The 20,228-nt window shown below is 45.9% G+C and carries 16 protein-coding genes; 15 read left to right on the top strand and 1 reads right to left on the bottom strand.

What is annotated here, in order from left to right; translation table 11 throughout:
• Positions 1-47: 47 nt before the first annotated feature.
• The 13 genes from ACFPQ4_RS13650 (at position 48) to ACFPQ4_RS13710 (ending at position 17,270) form a co-directional block, all read left to right on the top strand.
• The gene (locus ACFPQ4_RS13650; protein WP_378112414.1) at positions 48-737 is read left to right on the top strand and encodes a hypothetical protein; all 690 of its coding nucleotides are present in this window, start codon (positions 48-50) and stop codon (positions 735-737) included.
• A gap of 344 nt (positions 738-1,081) precedes the next feature.
• Positions 1,082-1,750 carry a hypothetical protein gene (locus ACFPQ4_RS13655; protein ID WP_378112415.1) on the top strand — a complete coding sequence of 223 codons (669 nt, stop codon included), beginning with the start codon at positions 1,082-1,084 and terminating at the stop codon, positions 1,748-1,750.
• 116 nt (positions 1,751-1,866) lie between these two features.
• Positions 1,867-2,763, top strand: coding sequence for a hypothetical protein (locus tag ACFPQ4_RS13660; RefSeq protein ID WP_378112416.1), 897 nt, complete (start codon positions 1,867-1,869; stop codon positions 2,761-2,763).
• A gap of 272 nt (positions 2,764-3,035) precedes the next feature.
• A complete protein-coding gene (locus ACFPQ4_RS13665; protein WP_378112417.1) occupies positions 3,036-3,638 on the top strand; it encodes a recombinase family protein in 603 nt (200 codons plus the stop codon).
• A 190-nt stretch (positions 3,639-3,828) separates the two neighbouring features.
• On the top strand, positions 3,829-4,026 hold the full coding sequence (locus tag ACFPQ4_RS13670) for a hypothetical protein (RefSeq protein WP_378112418.1): 198 nt from the start codon (positions 3,829-3,831) through the stop codon (positions 4,024-4,026).
• A gap of 1 nt (position 4,027) precedes the next feature.
• On the top strand, positions 4,028-5,560 hold the full coding sequence (locus ACFPQ4_RS13675) for a recombinase family protein (protein WP_378112419.1): 1,533 nt from the start codon (positions 4,028-4,030) through the stop codon (positions 5,558-5,560).
• 349 nt (positions 5,561-5,909) lie between these two features.
• A complete protein-coding gene (locus ACFPQ4_RS13680; protein WP_378112420.1) occupies positions 5,910-6,626 on the top strand; it encodes a nuclease-related domain-containing protein in 717 nt (238 codons plus the stop codon).
• A 172-nt stretch (positions 6,627-6,798) separates the two neighbouring features.
• Positions 6,799-7,200 carry a (deoxy)nucleoside triphosphate pyrophosphohydrolase gene (locus ACFPQ4_RS13685; protein ID WP_378112421.1) on the top strand — a complete coding sequence of 134 codons (402 nt, stop codon included), beginning with the start codon at positions 6,799-6,801 and terminating at the stop codon, positions 7,198-7,200.
• A gap of 37 nt (positions 7,201-7,237) precedes the next feature.
• On the top strand, positions 7,238-10,111 hold the full coding sequence (locus ACFPQ4_RS13690; protein WP_378112473.1) for a DEAD/DEAH box helicase: 2,874 nt from the start codon (positions 7,238-7,240) through the stop codon (positions 10,109-10,111).
• Positions 10,112-10,322: 211 nt separating this feature from the next.
• Positions 10,323-11,585, top strand: coding sequence for a hypothetical protein (locus tag ACFPQ4_RS13695; protein WP_378112422.1), 1,263 nt, complete (start codon positions 10,323-10,325; stop codon positions 11,583-11,585).
• Positions 11,586-11,811: 226 nt separating this feature from the next.
• Positions 11,812-14,685: a glycosyl hydrolase 115 family protein gene (locus tag ACFPQ4_RS13700; RefSeq protein WP_378112423.1), complete on the top strand. Its 2,874-nt coding sequence runs from the start codon at positions 11,812-11,814 to the stop codon at positions 14,683-14,685.
• Positions 14,686-14,795: 110 nt separating this feature from the next.
• A complete protein-coding gene (locus tag ACFPQ4_RS13705) occupies positions 14,796-16,343 on the top strand; it encodes a glycoside hydrolase family 43 protein (protein WP_378112424.1) in 1,548 nt (515 codons plus the stop codon).
• A 72-nt stretch (positions 16,344-16,415) separates the two neighbouring features.
• Positions 16,416-17,270 carry an AraC family transcriptional regulator gene (locus ACFPQ4_RS13710; protein WP_378112425.1) on the top strand — a complete coding sequence of 285 codons (855 nt, stop codon included), beginning with the start codon at positions 16,416-16,418 and terminating at the stop codon, positions 17,268-17,270.
• On the opposite strand, the gene ACFPQ4_RS13715 is transcribed toward ACFPQ4_RS13710, so the two are convergent.
• A complete protein-coding gene (locus tag ACFPQ4_RS13715; RefSeq protein WP_378112426.1) occupies positions 17,207-18,484 on the bottom strand; it encodes a glycoside hydrolase family 27 protein in 1,278 nt (425 codons plus the stop codon). The genes ACFPQ4_RS13710 and ACFPQ4_RS13715 overlap by 64 nt on opposite strands.
• A 171-nt stretch (positions 18,485-18,655) precedes the next feature.
• Here ACFPQ4_RS13715 and ACFPQ4_RS13720 point away from each other — a divergent pair, with 171 nt between their 5' ends.
• Together ACFPQ4_RS13720 and ACFPQ4_RS13725 are read left to right on the top strand one after the other, a co-directional pair.
• On the top strand, positions 18,656-19,384 hold the full coding sequence (locus tag ACFPQ4_RS13720) for a C40 family peptidase (RefSeq protein ID WP_378112427.1): 729 nt from the start codon (positions 18,656-18,658) through the stop codon (positions 19,382-19,384).
• 206 nt (positions 19,385-19,590) lie between these two features.
• On the top strand, positions 19,591-20,034 hold the full coding sequence (locus ACFPQ4_RS13725) for a HEAT repeat domain-containing protein (RefSeq protein WP_378112428.1): 444 nt from the start codon (positions 19,591-19,593) through the stop codon (positions 20,032-20,034).
• Positions 20,035-20,228 lie beyond the last annotated feature (194 nt).

A 20,228-nucleotide genomic window follows, 5' to 3' on the forward strand; every position in this document is an offset into this window, starting at 1 on the left:
CTACGCTTCGGCGTAGACAGTCCCCCATCCAGAGGAGGCTATGCAAAATGAATGAATATAGCAATCCGCTTAAGGTAGACGAAAAACTCATTGAAACCTTGATTGTACCGGATTGTTTTAGAAGTTATCTGGATTTCCATATTGGTTCGTATGCCAGATCAAAGCGCAACCAAACAGTCGTCTTTGAAGATTTGGCACTGGGGTTCATTACTCAGGATCAGCACGAACTAGCCGCTATTTATGAAAATAGAAATCCGAACTTGGGGAGGTTTATCGGAGAAAGCAGGATTATTCTAGATCCGATCGATCGTGTTACAATCCCTTCTTATAAAGTGGTTAATATTATAGCTGACCATATACCTCATCTGAGGTTCACGCGTAGTTTGGGCAAGTTATTATTATTGGCAGATGGACAACGATTTAATCCTAACGATGTCCCTCATCATAAGCTTCATCCTATGCTTAATCTATATGGTGAAGTGGTGAAAGTGACAAACAGCGAAAATGCAAAGTTGATACCTGAATTTCAGCATCAAGTCGAATGCTTCGAGTATATCAAGCAGCACATCCTTCAGACAGATGATGTTGGTTATGCTAATCTCCTGCACAACATTCGATTTATCACGCAGTTGAATCCGAAACGTAGAGGCTTTTATGTTAGTGGGTTTCACCCAACCGCAGTACGGCTTGATCACGAAAACTTGAAGCAAATCAGGATCGAGACTTCAAAAATGTAAGCCAATAATGAGACGACGAATATCTCAATGATCTGAAAACTGTACCTTTGGGTATCGTTTTCAGATCATTTTGTATGAGGAGAAGTTACTGTGGACGGCGACTCGAATCAGGAGAAAAAGTTGTATTACTTAAATCGGAAACTTAGTCAAATGGACTGCTTTATTTGTTAGCTGCAATATATTTACCAGTTGCGCCGCAAGAACGTGCGGCTATGTTGATTCACGGTCAACTATGGCTATTAAAAAACACCAAGCTTTTGTTTAAGTATTGCTTGGCGCGGCGGGTGCTTTTTTTAAGCCCATGCTAGATGTTGTTTAATCTGAAGGACGGGGAGGTATGACGGATGAATATGTTCCGAAAGCTCGATCAGGAATTTCAGATGACGAAAGAGAAACTGGAGACATTAACGCAACCGGAAGAACTGCGGTTTGAAGCGAAGAAGCTTCAACTATTAACGACCTTGATTGCATATGTGAACAGCTTCGAATGGATTACTCATCGACAAACCAAAGAGAAAATTAGGGTATTTTTAAGAAGCAATTTTCAATATAAAGCGGTAGCTCAGAAGCTTGGCATATCACTGAACTCATTACAGGTTTCGGTCTCTTATGCTTCCAAGAAACTGCAAGAAAAAATGGGGACTTCCCTTTTGTTGTTGCAACGGGGTGACTTGGAAGCAGCAGAACGGGAATTTTTGATCGCGATTGGTCGCAGTGAGCCGTTTGATCTATGTTTGGAAGGATTCTCAGAAACCATGCCGGACGCTGAGGAGATTCCAGATGTTGATCTGACGACTTGCTTAGGCGAGTTAAAATTGCTTGTTTTTTTCACGCGATGGCACGTACAGAAGTTGGTGGGATCGTATGATGTCAAAAAACTTAAAATGTTGCTCCACATCATAACTTCGCTTGATCCGATGTACGTTCAGGAACGGGATACATTGATCCGTTGTTTGGACGGTAACATTAGCGTGGCAGAAGCCATAGGCAGATTGAAGCAAGCGCGAGGATAAGGTCAATGGGCGGGGTCAGATTCTTGACGATGTCACGGATAAACTGTTCGTCTTGGGAGTGGACGGCGAATAAAGAATTATATTTATCGAAAGGAAAAACGATTGGGGGTTCTGACATGGTGGTTGTTAAACATAATCAGGTCAGCAATGAACATGCTTATTTTCGGATCAATGGCGTACCGAATGTGCCTGCACTTAGTGTCGATAATGCTTTTCATCGTGACATGTATTCACGAGGCGTGGAGGAGGGGCTGCTCATCACGTGCGGTCGCAAGCCGATAACCCCCTTTCGCTCTGTGGATATCTCTGAAATGATTACAGAGCGGGGAACACTGGACGATGGGGTTGCTTTTTACAGTGCAGTCGAGCTAAGGCAAAGCGGTTTGCCGCTTCCAATTGGGTTCGAGCAACGTTATAAACTACCGCTTATTTACGCTTATATGCTCAACAGCGCACTTTGTTATGTCGAGGTTAGCAGGAAGAACGGGATGGATACGTTTTTTGCAACAAAGAGTTATGAGGTGATTCAAGCCTTTTCGCATGAATTGGCGGAGACGGAGAAAAGAAAGAAAGTTGAAGATTATGAACAGCAACTGCTAACGAGCCATACGGAGTTACAAAGCGGTATATTTGAGTTCGTGAAGTTAGTGCCGGATCGCGGCGGGTTTAAGATCTTCAAGGCGAAAGTCAATACCAATAAGAAGGACACCATCGTCATCCCGATGTATTCAATTGCCAACTTTATTGACAGCATCATCCGATTTTTGGGCAGACACCATGTGATGATCAAGTATGTGGAAGACGGGCAGGAATATCAGTTCGTGACTTCGTTGCGTGAGGATATCCTGTTTCAGTGGTTGGATACGAAGAATTCGGCGGATGTGAAGAAGGTACAGGAGTCGTGGCAAAATCCGTTTTCCTTTACTGAAATGACCTTGCCAGAACTATCGCGCGATCATACATTCGTCACTGTTCGCGCTTTGGATATTACGTCTATCCGTCCGCTCGATTAAGGCTCAATTGGCTTTACTTTGTCCGCTCCCTTTCGCTAAGGTTTAAGGGGAGTTTTTTCTGGCACGGGCTTGTCTCAAACTGTGGTTTGGGGTGAGGGCGCGATTTGACGTATATGTCGGGCTTTCTCGGGGTTCTGGCTTTGCCTGAATTATTGTCTAAAACAAATTGTCTTGTACTATGTTTCGGGCAATGTAGCCTGTTGCCTGTTTCGGGGATTGCGGCGCGGCGCTCTGGGGGCTAATTCCAAAAGTTGGGCTGTGGGGTGATGATCATGACTGGCAAACTGTTCGGTTATGCAAGAGTTTCAACGGACGCACAAAGCTTGGAACGTCAGTTGGATATTTTGAAGGAATTCGGAGTGTTGGAGGCGGATGTGTTCACTGATAAAATAAGTGGAACCAAGTTGCACCGTCCTCAATTGGATCAACTCCAGCGCATATTAAGAGCGGGCGATACGGTGATCGTGGAATCGTTGAGCAGGTTGTCTCGCTCTACAAAAGATTTACTTGCAATCTTAGAAGATTGGCAAGTTCGTAATATCGCCTTCATTTCCATTAAGGAACGTTTGGACTTCTCGACGGCAACAGGGAAGCTCATCCTGACGGTACTTGCGGCTATTGCGGCTTTCGAGCGCGATATTACGTACACGCGAGTAAGAGAAGGTCTGGCATCCGCTCGGGCGAGAGGTAGAGTCGGGGGACGCAAGCCCATGGATAAAAAGAAATTGGAACAAGCCTTAAAGCTCTATGATGCGAAATCTCTAACCTTATCTGAAATTCGAGAGGCAACGGGCGTAAGCGCATCGGTCATTTATCGGGCTTTGTGGAAAAGGCGAGATCGGGATGCTTCAAAAGAAAATCCTCATAATGGATGAAAAAGAACAGCTAATCACCAAGGATGTGAGTATGTATCCTTGTCGTGACAGGCTGTTCTATTTTTATTGGTATATCAGCGATGATATCGGGTAGCTACGACCAAATTCACGTCAGGCATCTATCCTCGAAGATTTTTTACAGCACTCAGGAGTTCATTACTCCCCATTTCATTGATGGAGTGTGATACGAATGAATGCTGGTACTGACGTAACGGAAAGTTTCAAGGAAACACTTCCTAAAGTGGAGCGCTTTTTTAACGATGATAGCGCTGTTTCGTTCGAAGCAATTCTTGACAGCTTTATAAAAGAATTAGTGGAATTTTCTGTTCATCCGAGTTATCATCACGACACGGTAAATGCGGCTACTTCTCATGAGGGGGTAGCCTAGCATGAAAGCAGCGATTGTTAGACGAGTATCGACGGAGAAAGAAGTGCAGGAAAATTCCTTGCAAAACCAAAAAGACTATTTTGAAGACTATTGTTTGGCAAAGGGGTGGGATGTCTGCAAGATCTACACGGAGTCCGAAAGTGGCACCAAGTTTAATCGAAAAGAAATGAATCGGCTTATTGCCGACGCCAAAGCTCGAAAGTTCGATATTATCTTGGCGAAGGAACTATCGAGACTTGCCCGGAACCAACGACTCGCACTGGAGATTAAGGAAGTCATTGAGAAGCATCATATTCATTTGGTCACGCTGGATGGCGCGATTGATACGACGACGGGCAACACGCATATGTTTGGTTTATTCGCTTGGATTTATGAGCAAGAAGCCCAGCGTACCAGTGAACGGATCAAGATGGCGCTGGAGACAAAGGCGAAGAAAGGACAATTCAAAGGTTCGATTGCTCCTTACGGCTATGTAGTGCGTGAAGGCAAGTTGTACATTAGTGATGATGGCTCAGCCGAGGTAGTAAAACGGATTTTCCAACATTATCTTGAGGGAAAGGGTTTTGATGCCATTGCCCGCGAATTGTTTGAGCAAGATGTACCGACATCTTCAATGCTTGCAAATAAGAAGAAGCAAACGATTTATTGGCATGGCTCCTCCGTTCGTAAGATCCTTGAGAATCCTCATTATACGGGGGACATGGTACAGGGACGTCAAAGTACGATAAGTGTTACAAATAAGTCCCGTAAGAATAAGCCGGAAACGGAGTTTATTGTAGTAAAGAACACACATGAGCCGATTATTTCTAGGGATGTATTCGAATCTGTACAGCAATTAATCGCGTTCAATCGTAAGAAGTCTGTCAGTAATCCAGATGTATGCAGTAGACCGCATCAGAATGTGCATCTCTTTACAGGGGTAATCTTTTGTCCCGATTGCGGTAGTGGATTCCACTATAAGCGGAATGGCGCATGCTACATATGTGGTCTCAGTGACAAGCTTGGCGATAAAGCTTGTTCCAAACACCGCATTAAGGAGGATACCCTGATTTCAATCATCAGAGGGGATTTGCAGAAGCTTTCCAAACTTTTGGATGATCAGTCGTTTTACAATGCTGTAAGGGATAGGTTCATAAAGGCAAAGGTCAAACTTGAAAAAGAACTTAAGGCTTGTGCAGTTAAAATCGAAAATATCAGAAAGCTGAAGAGTAAAGCTCTTTCGAAGTATCTTGAGGAAGCAATCACCAAAGCAGATTATGACGACTATATAGCCGCGCAAGATGAAGAGATTGAAAAGCTATTGCATAATAAAGAAAAACTTGAGGCTGCGTTGACAACATCGGTAGACGCCAGTGTATTGGACAAGATTAAAGGAATCGTAGTGAGCGCTTTGGAATTTAAGGAGATCAATCGTGAAGTGATTAGTCGATTCATTGAAAAAATCGAAGTTACTGCAGACGGGACTGTTAAGTTATATTATCGCTTCGCGGGCACGTCTAAAATCCTTAATGAGCTGCTTGCTGATGTAAGTTAATGTAAATAAATCGCCGGTATGTCGGGCGGTTATATTTTTAAAGTAATGCGCTACACTCGGCACTCGACACATGTGGAGTGTGTGGCTTCTTTGATATATCAGAGGATTGAGTGGTTGAGATAGCAGGGGGACGAAGTGGGACGCGAAAGAATCGCGTCTCCTTTTTAGTTGGAAAAGGGATTACAACTATTTTGTCGAATTTACCCTCATCATTCCGATATATGCATATGCTTGTCAATTGCTGAATATTGGAACACCGTTTTAGAATGCATCAATTGGATGCTCGAGTATTAGACAAATTATTAATATCAATTCATTTAATCAGACATTACAGAGGAGACTCTTCATCATGTTTAAGAAAATACTAGATTGGTTCAAATCAGCAGATGAGCTAAAGAACAAAAAGAAGTCAGTTATTAACTCTAAACTTTCGAAGACAGATTCTCCAAAGAAAAGGAAAATTGAATCATCCAGGATTGGAGAGCTAGGGGAATATAAAATTAATATTCAGTTAGATCAACTTCCAAAAGGCACAAAATACATAAGTGATATTATGATAAATAATCAAAAATCACGCACCGGTTATTCCCAGATTGATCATGTTGTAATTTCACCACAAGGAATTTTCGTCATTGAGACAAAGAATTACAATGGAGAAATTAAAGGTGGTCGATCTGATAAGTATTGGCGCGTCAATAATAGATTCAACATGTACAATCCTTTAATGCAAAACTATGGACATATCAAAGCGCTTGAACAAGTTTTGAATGAATACTCTGATCTATTATTCATTTCCTTAATTTCATTTACAATGCGTTGTCGCTTTAGTATTGATCCAGAATTACGAAAAATCGAATCAAATGAGCTGATTGCTTATGATACCGAACTTTCCGAGTTTATTAATCGTAAGTCTAACCGGATTCGAGCAACTTCGGACAGAGCATTATTGACTAATGACCAAATTCAAAAGATATATGAAATAATCCAAAGCTCAAATATTACAGACAACGTAATAAGAGCTGAGCATATTAGCAAAGTAAAGGATAAAACCAATGAGTCTAGTTAAATTGTTCTTAGAGTCTAATATATTTGATTAATTGTTATTATTGGAGGCTATCCCCTGATAATGAGGTCAGCGAATACAACGATAACAACGATTGGCAATTTAACCATTAGTATTTGCCCTCGCCCCCTAATCAGAAGTATGATTATTGAAAAGTTTACCTCCAGGAGGAAGTATGAAAAAACAAATATATGTAGTTGGTGCGGTAATTGTGCAAGATGGTCGAATTTTGTGTGCACAAAGGGGAGCAAATCAATCACTAGCAATGAAGTGGGAGTTCCCTGGAGGCAAGATCGAAGCGGGAGAGACTCCTCAGGAAGCACTAAGAAGAGAAATCTTAGAAGAAATGAACTGTACCGTGGAGATCGGCGAACAAGTCGAGTATACCGCGTATGAATATGATTTCGGAGTTGTACATTTAACGACGTTCTATTGCAAGCTTCTCTCGGGAGCACCTACGCTGACTGAACATGCGAGCATAGAATGGCTTCATGTTTCAGAACTGAATTCATTGGATTGGGCGCCTGCTGATATACCGGCCATAGCGAAGATTATGAATCAACCATTGCCGTTCTGACAATTGTGACGAGGTGTTCAATGTGACCAGCGAAGCCATAACCATTTACGATCAATTAGTACCTCAATTAAGAGGTCAGCAATTGAATTCTGCTCCCAGGCTTCTGATCAACGATCCGAATACGCAAGAGAACGTGCTGAATGAAATTATTGAAGAACTGACCTCCTGTAAGTCATTTATGTTCATCGTTGCGTTCGTTACGGAAAGCGGTTTGGCCACATTGAAGGCACAACTCCTCGATTTGAAGAGAAAAGGGATTAAGGGAAGACTCCTGACATCTACGTATTTGAATTTTAATCATCCTAAGGTGTTTCACGAACTGCTTAAAATTGAAAACTTAGAGGTCCGTTTATCCGATTTAGCGGGCTTCCATTCCAAAGGCTACATCTTCAACTCACAGGAGGATTATGCCTTAATTATTGGGAGTACGAACCTTACGGCTAATGCCTTAAAGGTAAACTATGAATGGAATGTAAAGCTGCGTCTATTGCCGACCGAGTATTTTATTGAGCAAATTCGCAACCAATTCGAGTTCGTTTGGGCAACCTCAATGCCTTTGTCAGAAGATTGGATAAAAGCCTATGAGACCTCTTATGTGCAATTCGCAGCCAAGAAAGTTATTCAGGAAGAACTTGCGCTTGTATATGAGAAGTACATAACCAAAAGTGAAGACGTTCAAATCATCGAGCCCAACAAGATGCAAAGTGCTGCACTAAGCAATATTGCAAATCTTCGTAGTCAAGGCCATTATAGGGGACTCGTTATCTCGGCAACGGGCACAGGGAAGACTTTTCTTGCGGCATTCGATGTAAGAAGTTATTCTCCGAAACGGATGCTGTTCATTGCACATCGGGAGCAAATATTAATGAAGTCAAAGTCTGATTTCATTAAGGTTGTCGGTGGGGATGAAGGGGAGTATGGTCTCTTATCAGGTACGAACAAAGATACCGGAGCCAAATATCTCTTTTCTACCATTCAAACAATCTCGAAATCGGATACGCTTTCACAGTTCGATCCAAGTGCATTTGATTATATATTGATCGATGAAGTACATAAAGCTGGAGCAAGTTCCTATCGTAAAGTTATCGATTATTTCAAGCCGAAATATCTTATGGGCATGACTGCTACCCCTGAGCGCACGGATGATTTCAATATCTATGAATTGTTTGATTATAATGTTGCTTATGAGATTAGGTTGCAGGCAGCGCTGGAGGAGGACATGTTATGTCCATTCCATTATTTCGGAGTGACGGATTTTGAATTCGATGGGGATATAATTGACGATACCACGATGCTGTCTAAACTTGTGACACATGAACGTGTGGAACATATCGTCGGTAAAATTGAGTATTACGGTTTTTCTGGCACTCAAGTTAGGGGCCTCATGTTCGTAAGCCGTAAGGATGAAGCGGTTGAGCTCTCGCGGAGATTAAATGCGAGAGGCTACCGGACGATTCCATTAACAGGGGACGACAGCATTGAGCACCGGGAAAAGCAAATCAGGGCCCTTGAACAAGGTGAGCTAGAATATATCATTACGGTGGATATTTTTAACGAAGGGATAGACATACCTGCTGTTAATCAAGTTGTGATGCTACGGAATACGCAGTCCAGCATTATCTTTATTCAGCAACTTGGTCGTGGACTACGTAAGCATGATTCCAAGGAGTATGTCACCATTATTGATTTTATTGGGAATTACAAGAACAATTATCTAATTCCGATTGCATTGTCAGGAGACAAATCGCTCAACAAAGATAATATTCGTCGACATATGAAAGACACGAGCTATATCAAAGGGATTTCCAACATCAACTTCGAAGAAGTGGCAAAAGCACTGATCTATAAATCGATTTCAAACAGCAATCTTACCGAGTTCAAAAAGCTTAGAGATGAGTTCGTTGAACTCAAAAATCGTTTGGGACGATTACCGTATCTGTACGACTTCATCAAGAACGATTCGATTGATCCAGTCGTACTCGTAAAAAATTACGATAACTATCAAAAGTTTCTAGAACGACTGAAAGTAGAGATTCCTGAACTAACGGATTATGAGCACAAGGTTCTTATGATGCTTTCTAATGAAGTGATGAATGGCAAGCGTCTTCATGAAATCATTTTATTGGAACAATTACTTGAACAAAGAGAAATCACTGAAGGGGAATTTACTCGCAGGCTCATAGAGGAACAATGTGCAGTAGACTCATCTACTCTAGCGTCCGTGCGCAGAGTTATGGATCTTTCGTTTTATATACAAGCTCATCAAGCTAAATTTGGTGAACACCCTATCTGCATGTATGGAGCGGATGGTGTAATTCGCTTCCATGAAGCTCTACAGAACAAATTGGATTCGAGTGACCATTTTAGAGACATGTTCGTTGATGTGGTTCGTACTGCAAGGGAAAAAGGCACCGCTTATATTAAATACGAACCTTTAACACTGCATCAGAAGTATACTCGTAAAGATGTCTGCAGGCTTCTTAACTGGGAGAGCGACGAAAGCAGCACAATGTATGGGTATAAGACCAAGTATCAGACATGTCCGATATTCGTGACCTATCATAAGCACGAAGAAGTGGATTCAAGTATAAATTACGGAGATGAGTTGCTAAACCCGACTACTTTTAAGTGGTTTACGAGAAGTAACCGTACGTTACATTCCGATGAAGTTAAGAAAATAATTGATGCGCAAAGCAATCATACTTCCATTCATATTTTTGTTAAAAAGGACGACGACGAAGGTAGCGACTTTTATTATTTAGGCAAAGCTGCTCCTGATGTTGAGACCGTTAAGGAAACGACGATGGCAGGTAAGGATGGCGGACAACTGCCTGTTGTAACTATGAATATGATGTTAGAGCATGCCGTGGAAAATAAGCTGTACCAGTATATAATGTCTAGCAACGCTTAATATTAAGAGGGAGGCACCTATTCAAGGTGCCTCCTTCTTTTGCATGGGCGCTATCAAAACTTGTTCGCGATCTTATTCCTCACTCAAGCTAGACTGCGCTGGCTGAGGTCTTCTTTTTTTATAGTTGTGTCATCTATTTTGATTATAACGAAGGAAATAGTTCGATATACTAACATCTAAAATGCAGGATTGAAGAAATGGAGATGTATATATGGATTTCTTTTTTGACGGATATATATCGAGAGAAGTTTTAAACAACTATCTGTCGCGCGCGGTAACCCATTGCGGCATTGGCGAGGATAACAGTCTGGCTTCGTCAACCTTCGAGGACGATATTCGGATGCTGAAGAACGAGGGCGCCAAGTTTATTGGACGAGCTTCCTATGTATGGGACAGCACGGATGATGAGCGGCATTACCGGATTGCGAAGGAACGTGCAGACCGCGCGCATGAGGTGGATCCGGATTTTATATTACAAGCCTGCGTATTCGAATGCATTCAACAAAGCTTCGTAAACTCGGTAAAAATACCCGCATGGGTGTTTGAAGCTTTCGGGCTTGATAGGGAGGACCGTACTTTCTCCTATGAAAGTATGATTTTTGAAAATGGCAGGTATCTCAATCAATGGGGGAAGGACTCCTCGGTGGAGGATATCAACCGTTTGGAATCCCGTTTATGGATTTATTACAGAGCATGTTCTTATATCCATGCAGGCTTTGAAGGCATTCATTTCGGACAGGTGCATCTGATCGGCGCGGAGGATGCGGGCTTCCGGTATTTCAAAGAAGTAATGGCTATGATACGGGATTATGCCGCCAAGCATGCTCGCCGCCATTATGTATTATGCGATGCGCATACGCACGGAATCAGCGTGGACGGTGTCAGTCTGTTTGACTATAATTGCTTCCCCATCCGCTTGAAGGAAGTCATCGATAGTCCAATGGAATGTATCTGCGAAGAGGGATATTCGGACGGGTTGTTCTCACGCAGCGCGGCGGGAGTATCCCCAAGCGGCTGGGCGGCCGATTCGATGCCCTTTATCGTGGAGTTCGATAATTTCGGTCGCAGTCGTGCTCGCGGGGTGCCGGATCATGATAGCCATTTTGCCTGGGGCTATGACGAAATCACATGGTTTGCGCTTCTCAGAGACGATGCTCGTGCGGAGTTTCTCCGCTACATAGATCAATGGGTGAATGAGCGTTATCCTGAGGGTTGGGTTCAGATGCCGTCCCGCCGCATCATGACGGAAAGCCTCAAGAGGACCTATGCTTCGAATACGTTGACTGCAGATAGACTTGCAGAGCTTGCGCCGGTTGAATATATTACTGCATACGCCAAATATGAGGACTCCTATGATATTTACCGTTGGTATTACAGCGCGAACCGTCCTTCTGATGCTTGTCCCTATGGATATGGCGATGAGGATGTTATAAAGGAATTGTTTGCCTCAAGGAGCATCGTGGAGGAGAAATGAATTCTTTGTTTTCGTCAATGTTGCAAAAATACGCCTCAGGTATACCGGATGAAGTGAAGGAGCAACCCATCAAAGGGTTGTTCTTTTTTTACGAACCGAAACTACTTTAATTTATACCCCTTATTCTATACTTAACTAAATAATAGATGAGATCAATGCTTGTATAATAAGGCTATTGGACACGTGGAACAGCAGCATAGCGTGAATAACATCTAAGGAGAAAGACATGAATTTTACAATTAATGAGCGAATAATAAATGAAGGCGCATTGTTTCTTCGGGAAAAGGAAGCGTATAGCGGGGTTCACAAAGTCGCCGACAAGGTAATGAAGGATATCGAATTGGTCTTTGGCATTCTCCCGACGTGGGCAGAGGAACTCGATCAACTGGCCTCCTGTGCGGTCATCTATGGAACGATCGACCGAAGCCCTGTCCTTACGAGTCTGTCAGAACAAGGGTTGATTGACCTTGAGGAGATCAGAGGTAAGAATGAAGTCTATTTATTTCAGATCATAGATGCTCCCGGGACAGAAGCAGGCAAAGCGCTTGTTATTGCCGGAAGCGACAAGAGAGGAACGATATACGGTCTATTCCGTCTGTCGGAGATGCTAGGGGTTTCCCCGTATGTAGACTGGAGCGGCGTTAAGCCTCGGCGCCAAGAGGAATTTGTTCTAGACGACGGTTACAAGGTTGTATCGAAAGAGCCGTCGGTCCGTTACAGGGGATTTTTCATTAATGATGAATGGCCTGCTTTCGGAACTTGGTGTCATCAGCATTTTGGCGGATTTAATGCGCAAGCGTACGATCACATGTTTGAATTGCTGCTTCGTTTGAAAGGGAATTATCTGTGGCCGGCGATGTGGTCGGCTCGGTTCCACGACGATGGCCCGGGACTGGCGAATTCGGAGTTGGCGGATGAGTACGGCGTAGTGATGGGAGCTTCCCACCATGAACCGTGTCTGCGCCATGGGGATGAGTACAAGTATTTAAGAGGCAAGGATTCGATCTATGGCGATGCGTGGAATTTCAGAACCAATGAAGAAGGCATCACCCGGTTTTGGGCGGATGGTCTGAAACGAAGCGGGAAGTTCGAGAATGTCATTACGGTCGGGATGCGCGGCGAGGCGGATACGGCGATTATGGGCAAAGGAGCCACTTTTGCGGATAACATCAACCTGCTTCGCGATGTGCTGCGGACGCAAAATCGCTTGATTAAGGAGCATGTTAACCCTGAGCTGGATCAAGTCCCTCGCATGCTGGCGTTGTATAAAGAGGTGGAGCCGTTTTTCTATGGGGATGAAAATACACCTGGCTTAATCGGCTCGGCGGATTTAGACGATGTCATTCTGATGCTTTGCGACGATAATTTCGGTAATTTGCGAACGTTGCCTACCGAGGAGATGCGCGCTCATAAGGGCGGCTATGGGATGTACTATCATTTTGACTACCATGGCGGACCGATCTCTTATGAATGGGTTAATAGCGCCTATTTGCCGAAGGTATGGGAGCAGATGAGCACGGCCTACGATTTTGGCGTCCGCGATTTGTGGATTGTCAACGTGGGCGACATCTGTACGCAGGAATTCCCTTTAGCTTATTTTCTGGATTTAGCCTATGATTTCGACCGATGGGGAACCAATGCCATTAATAAGACCGATGAATATACGCGGTTATGGATCGAGCAGCAATTCGGGTCTGTATGCGAGGCACAAGATCGGGCGAAAATCCATCATCTTATAGACGGGTATACCAAACTCGCGCACAATCGCAAACCGGAGGCCATGAATGCGGACGTGTATCATCCGGTTCATTATCGGGAAGCCGACAACCTCCTTGCCGAGATCGAGAACCTCATGGATGAAGCCAATGAACTGTATGCGAAGATGGATGACGAGGCGAAGTTCGGCTTCTTCTCCTTGGTGTATTATCCGGCGATGGGAAACCTGAATCTGAACAAGATGCAGCTGCTGACCGGCAAAAATCATTATGCGGCAAAGCTTAATCGCATGGAAGCGAATCAACTGGCCGAGCAGATCAGAGCGTGCATGCTGCGGGATCGGGAGCTTGTGGATGAATATCACGCGATCGATAACGGCAGATGGTACGGCATGGGATTGTCGGAGCATATCGGCTTCACGAAATGGAATGAGGATGAATGCAGGTATCCTGTTCTCATGCATGTGATGCCGGCCAGAAAGGCAAGATTAAGCGTCTCTATAGACGGCACTGAACAGCGTTCGGAGGGTAGCGCTTGGCATGTCCATACGCTATATATGAAGGACTTCAGACAGCCGGATATTACGGAGGCTTCTTTTACCCTTCATAGCTTAAGCGATCTCGATGCTCCCTATGAGATTTCTTGCGAAGCGCCATGGTTAACTTGTTCCGGTTATGAGGGGATGTTAGACGGTACCCACAAAGCCGTGGACAAGATTACGGTTCGTATCGACCGCAGTCAAATGAATCATGACACCGAAGCGACTATCGTGGTGAAGATTCCGACCGGACAATGTACGATTATCGTAGATGCCAAGCAGCCGGAAACAAGCGGATTACCGGACAAAACTTACGTGGATACCCATGGTTATGTATCCATAGAGGCTGAGCACTATTATGCCAAAGCAGCCGAGTTTCAGGTGATCGAAGGGTATGGCAGGACATTATCCGCACTGAAGGCATTCCCGACTACTCGGTATTTTACGGCTGGTGAAGATGCGCCTTATCTGGAATACCAGTTCGTCGTTCATGAAGCCGGAGCCTATGAGGTCGAATTGTATATGCAGCCTTCTAATCCGGTAACGACGGACAATACATTATATTACGGTGTTCAAGTTAATGATGGACTGATTGATGTGGTGAATGCCGTATCCAAAGGTTTGAAAGTAGGAGAATCTTCAAGTCGCGAATGGGCTGCCGGCGTACTCGATAATATTCGACGTCAAAGCTCTGAGGCAGTCTGCCGTAACGGATTGAATAAAGTAAGGATCTATGCGGTGAGTCCAGGATTCGTACTCGAGAAGTTGGTCATCTACCCAATCGGCAAGAATCCGCCGGAGAGCTATCTGGGACCGCCGGAGACTTATTATATCGGAAAGATATAATTCCAACTGCGGTTCGAATGACTGAAGTTAGACAGGTTGTCGATTGTCGTTCCATACCGTAACTTCTATAGATAGAGAACATAAATTTAACACGAAAAAGAGTGATGGATATGACAACGTTCAATAATCCGATCTTGCCCGGATTTTATCCGGATCCTTCGATGTGCAGGGTTGGCGACGATTACTACTTGGTAACTTCCACGTTCGAGTATTTTCCGGGCATCCCGATCTTCCATAGCAAGGATCTGGTGAACTGGAGACAGATAGGTCATGTGCTGGATCGTCCGTCGCAGCTTGATCTAGATGGCGTTCGTCCGTCCGAGGGCGTATTTGCGCCAACGATTCGTTACCATGAAAGCACGTATTTCGTAATTAATACGATCGTGGGCAAGAAGGGCAACTTTGTCGTGACCGCGACGGATCCTTCCGGTCCGTGGTCTGATCCTTACTGGTTGGAATCCGAAGGTATCGATCCCTCCCTGTTCTTCGATGACGACGGCAAAGCTTATTACACCGGCACAAGACCCGCTCCCGAAGGAGCGAAATATTTCGGCAACTGGGAAATCTGGATGCAAGAGCTGGATCTGAAGACGATGAAGCTGGTCGGCGAGAAGCATTCGTTATGGCGAGGCGCTCTGCGCGACGCGGTATGGCCGGAAGGACCGCATACCTACAAGATCAACGGCTATTATTACCTGCTGATCTCGGAGGGCGGAACGGGACCGGATCACGCGATCTCCGTCGCTCGCAGCGAGCACATATACGGCCCCTATGTCGGCTACAAGAAGAATCCGGTATTGACGCATCGGCATTTGGGCAACGATTACCCGATCGTTAACGTCGGTCACTCCGATATCGTAGAGACGCAAAACGGCGAGTGGTGGATGGTATTGCTGGCTTCCCGCCCCTATGGGGGGTATTACCGGAATCTTGGCCGCGAAACGTTCTTGGTCCCGTTTACTTGGGAAGAAGGCTGGCCGGTCGTCAAACCGGGAAAATCCATCGTCGAGATGGTAGAGGTTAAGCCGAACTTGCCTGAGCAGCGGTGGGTAGCGACGCCAGCTTGCGATAACTTCGAAACCTCCAGATTAGGCATGCAATGGATGTTCATTCGCACGCCGAGAGAAGCGTTCATGAGTCTCGATGAGCGCCCCGGCCATCTTCGACTGAAGCTGCGTCCGCAGACGCTGAAGGACAACGAGCAACCTAGCTTTGTCGGCAGACGCCAGTTGCACCTCCGTTTTAACGCGCGCGCGGCAATGGAGTTCGTTCCGCAAGCCGAGCATGAATCGGCAGGGCTTGTCGTGCTGCAAAGCAGTCAGTTCCACTTCCGATTCGAATATTTGCTGTCGAAGGGAACGAAAGTGCTGCGCTTGACGAAATGCTCGAAAGGCGAAGACGAAGTGTTGGCCGAACAAGCCGTAGATGCCGGCAAGCTATACTTGACCATCGAGGCGCATGAGCAGGATTATTCCTTCTATTACGGTACGAGAGCGGATGAGTATCTTCCGTTAGCGGATAAAGTTGATGGACGAATCCTCAGCACGGACGTGGCCGGAGGTTTCGTAGGCGCATGTCTCGGGATGTACGCGAGTGGCAACGCGCATGCTAGCGACAATGTCGCGGACTTCGACTGGTTCGAATATACGGGCGTTTGAGTAAATATTCAAGGTCGCCGCACGGTTTCCGATGACGGAAGCCTGCGGCGACTTTTCTTGTAGGAGAGAGGAATGAAGCAGTTGGAGCAGAAGCCTGCCGTACGTGCTTACAGCAATTACGATATAGGTTACGTTGCCGGCGGATACAAGCCGCCTAACCGGCACGAATGGGGCCCCGGCGTTCGGGACGTGTATGCGTTGCATTATATCGTCAGCGGTAAAGGGGTATTGGAAACGCGTAAGCGCGTGTTTCACTTAAGCGAGGGAGAGAGCTTCTTGATCTTCCCGAATACGGAAGTCTATTACTATCCGGATTCGCGGGACCCTTGGGCCTATGTGTGGAATGAATTCAAGGGCGAAGAGGCGCGGCGATGGATCGCGATGACTTTGCTCGAACCGGATCGTCCGACGGTTACGGGCATTGTCCATCCGCTGCAGCCTTTGTACCAGTCATCCGGGAACCCTGGAGCAAAGCTATGCGACCAAATACGTTCCGATGCGCAATTACGGCTGCTGCTCTCTTATTATATGGAGTACTATCCCAATGAAAAGACGACCGCCCCGACGGACTACGTGGGGGCGGCGATCAAGTATATCGAACATCATTATTGGAAATCGGCGTTAAAGTCCGCGGATATCGCGAACGCGGTGAACATTGAACGGAGCTATCTGTATCGTTTGTTCAAGCAAGCGACGGGCATGTCGGTATCCGTCTATCTGCTGGCTTACAGAATCGAGCGCGCCTGCGAGCTGTTGAAGACGGTCGGTTGGTCGGTCAAATCCATCGCGTACTCCGTCGGCTTTAACGATCCGTTATATTTCTCCAAAGTATTCAAAAGAGCAACGTCCTACACGCCTTCAGCTTATATGGCGTTGCTCGCCGAGTCGGACCGTACCAGCTTAGCCCGTACGACCAGGCAATCATGAGCCGGAACGGTCGGAGAGAACCGTTCCTTGAACAGGCCTAGCTCCTTGTGCTCCCAGCAGTCGTAGAGCGACAAGGCATATCCGGCTGCGTATGGCAGCCCCATGTCCCAGAATAGCAGCGGGATCTCTCTTTCGTTGTCGCTCAGATTGAAAAATCCGATCGCCAGGTCGCCGTCCGTCAGCACTTTGACCAGCATGAACACGTCTTGCGAATGGAACCAATTCGGTTCAGGCTTGATGCGATAGGCGCCGCGGGCTTCGATATCCTGATTGATCGCGATCAGATCGGGATTCGTCAAGATTCGTTTCGTGAACGGGGTGGCTTTGCGAATGTCGCAACCCATCATTAACGGAGACCCCATCATACTCCATAACGCGAAATGAGTCTTATACTCCGTATCGGTGCAACCCCCGCTGCTGCCGATGTAATCGTTATTGCTGCCCCCGTACATTCCGACGATTAGCATGTCCATATCATTGTGGCAGAACGACCCGGTGTAGCATTGTTGATCGAGCTGCGACAACGTCAGTTCTTTAATGGAATCCCAGTTGTCCCGTATATCGCCCGTAGATCGGTACATGTGCGCTCCCGATTCGCGAATCCACTTGTACACGTTGTCCTCTCCCCAATTGCAGGCGGAGAACAGGATGTCTCGTCCGGCGTTCTTCAGAGCAAGGCTCATCCGTTTGTACATAAGCTCTCCAGATACTTGACGCGGCTTAAAGCAATAATCGTACTTCAGATAATCGACGCCCCACTCGGCGAAGCGCAAGGCATCTTGAAATTCGTGCTCAAAGCTGCCCGGATAGCCGGCGCAAGTGTGGGTGCCGACGCAGGAATACATGCCGAACTTCAGCCCTTTGTCATGAATGTAGTCCGCGAGCGCCTTCATGCCGCTAGGGAATTTGGCCGGATCGGCGACCAGATTTCCGTCCGAGTCGCGTTCCTTCAAGCTCCAGCAGTCGTCGATCACGATATACTCGTAGCCGGCATCCTTAAAGCCTTCGGACACGAACAAATCCGCGATGTCTCGTATTAGTCGTTCGTTGATGTCCCAGGTGAAGGTGTTCCATGAATTCCAGCCCATGGCTGGCTTTAATCCCAACAGCTTGTCTTGGTTCATTCCGATTCTTCTCTTCCTTTCGGGATTGTCCTGTGGCGTTACGCTGATCTGATTAAACCATGCGCCTCGCGCTTCGGCCAATAGCTTCACGTTGCTTGCCTATGGAGAGTTGTTGCCTATAGTAGATTAAGAAATTCTCAATCTTTTCTAATAAATATCAATACTGCCCGCCCTGACAGCGTTTTCTTCCTTCGTGGGAAAGATTAGGCGGCTGAATTTGTGGTATCGTGGATTCCATCAGTCATCTATGGAGGGATTCACTTGTCTACAACAAAGCCTATTATTCGTCGCATCTTGGCCGCCAGCTTGAGCGCTGTCATTGGTTTCGGAGTCTCCGGCATCGGACAAGCCCAGCTTACGCCGAAAGCTTCTGCCGCTACCGCACTTGAGACAAAGGTTACTCTCGGCGTTAACCTTCGCGTCGGCCCGAGCTCAAGCACCGGCGTCATTCGCATGATTTCGACCGGGGAAATGGTACACGTAGTCGGGCAGGCGAACAGCTATTGGCTTCATGTCTTTGATAAGTATGGGAATAGCGGATACATATCGGCCGACGATAAATATACGAATTACGGCGGTCCAAGCGTTTCCGCCCCGAGCAGCTCGAGAGGCGCCCAGGTTGTTAATATTGCCAAGAGCTATCAAGGGCGCGTACACTACTCCTTCGGGGTGCGCAATACGTCCAAGCTGATCTTCGATTGCTCGTCGTTCACGGAGTTCGTCTTCGCCCAAGTCGGCGTGGATTTGAAGTGGGGCACGAGTGCTCAGAAGAATGCGGGCTCTTACGTAGGCAAGGGCAGCTTGCGCGCGGGCGACCTCGTCTTCTTCGATACGAAAGGCAGCAACAACGGCGTAATCAACCACGTCGGGATCTACATGGGCAACGGCCAAATGATTCATAATACGCCGTCCAAAAACGGGATCGCGATCAATTCGATCAGCTCCGGTTATTGGTCCCAGCATTACGTCACGGCGCGCCGCATACTCTAACTCCTATATCGCATAATTTAAAAAGGTTATCCCGTTAACGCTCAATCGAGACGTTTCTGGGATAACCTTTTTTCGAGGGCTACCAAGCATGTGTTGACACTGCATACCAGACACGTGTACAGTATTGTACGTTGCTGACGTATAAAACAACAACGGATTGTTAATTTCATTATAGAGACGATTAAGTCACGAAGAGGATGAACAAGATGAGCGATATTGAACTAGGAAATGAACTACCTGACAATTATGAGCAGCTGAAGTCAGCCGCGAACCGGACGTCAAGCTGGAAAGATCGTTTAGCGGCCGTGGAAGAGTTAGGTCAGTGGAAACACGTGAAAATTATTGACGTTCTTAAGCATCGAATGAATAACGACCTCGTGTATTCCGTACAAGAGGCAGCCTTCCGCAAGCTCCAGCAACTTGGAGAGGATGTACAACTGCCGCCCAAGAGACAAGGCGAGGCCATTGGCGGAATCACCAAAATTTTGGTGAGAATTAAGAAGAGCTTGCCGAAGGATCATTCCTTTGAAGCGTTCAAAGAGAAGCTCCAGAAAATGAGATCCGATATTTACGACACCTACGAAGGCGATAAAGGCGCTGATTTTGAAAAGTGGTTGGAGAACAAATGGGCTGAATTATCGATAAGATAGGAAACATAAAGATGACGCCAGGAATAATCCTGAGCGTCATCTTTCTTGTCTGGAGGCTTTATTCTATTAACCCAGACTAACCTGATTAGCAATTAAATCCCGATACCAATGTCCGCTGTCGCTAAATGACGATATCCATTTACTAAGTTTTTATTAATAGAAGGTAATACAAAACGTATCGCGAATGTACAATG

Origin of the sequence: Cohnella yongneupensis (assembly GCF_042655785.1) — a bacterium.
Lineage (GTDB): Bacteria > Bacillota > Bacilli > Paenibacillales > Paenibacillaceae > Cohnella > Cohnella yongneupensis.

Bases quoted from the DNA above. Each gene is read 5' to 3' on its own strand.
- ACFPQ4_RS13650 (WP_378112414.1), top strand. From the start codon at position 48: ATGAATGAATATAGCAATCCGCTTAAGGTAGACGAAAAACTCATTGAA.
- ACFPQ4_RS13655 (WP_378112415.1), top strand. From the start codon at position 1,082: ATGAATATGTTCCGAAAGCTCGATCAGGAATTTCAGATGACGAAAGAG.
- ACFPQ4_RS13660 (WP_378112416.1), top strand. From the start codon at position 1,867: ATGGTGGTTGTTAAACATAATCAGGTCAGCAATGAACATGCTTATTTT.
- ACFPQ4_RS13665 (WP_378112417.1), top strand. From the start codon at position 3,036: ATGACTGGCAAACTGTTCGGTTATGCAAGAGTTTCAACGGACGCACAA.
- ACFPQ4_RS13670 (WP_378112418.1), top strand. From the start codon at position 3,829: ATGAATGCTGGTACTGACGTAACGGAAAGTTTCAAGGAAACACTTCCT.
- ACFPQ4_RS13675 (WP_378112419.1), top strand. From the start codon at position 4,028: ATGAAAGCAGCGATTGTTAGACGAGTATCGACGGAGAAAGAAGTGCAG.
- ACFPQ4_RS13680 (WP_378112420.1), top strand. From the start codon at position 5,910: ATGTTTAAGAAAATACTAGATTGGTTCAAATCAGCAGATGAGCTAAAG.
- ACFPQ4_RS13685 (WP_378112421.1), top strand. From the start codon at position 6,799: ATGAAAAAACAAATATATGTAGTTGGTGCGGTAATTGTGCAAGATGGT.
- ACFPQ4_RS13695 (WP_378112422.1), top strand. From the start codon at position 10,323: ATGGATTTCTTTTTTGACGGATATATATCGAGAGAAGTTTTAAACAAC.
- ACFPQ4_RS13700 (WP_378112423.1), top strand. From the start codon at position 11,812: ATGAATTTTACAATTAATGAGCGAATAATAAATGAAGGCGCATTGTTT.
- ACFPQ4_RS13705 (WP_378112424.1), top strand. From the start codon at position 14,796: ATGACAACGTTCAATAATCCGATCTTGCCCGGATTTTATCCGGATCCT.
- ACFPQ4_RS13710 (WP_378112425.1), top strand. From the start codon at position 16,416: ATGAAGCAGTTGGAGCAGAAGCCTGCCGTACGTGCTTACAGCAATTAC.
- ACFPQ4_RS13725 (WP_378112428.1), top strand. From the start codon at position 19,591: ATGAGCGATATTGAACTAGGAAATGAACTACCTGACAATTATGAGCAG.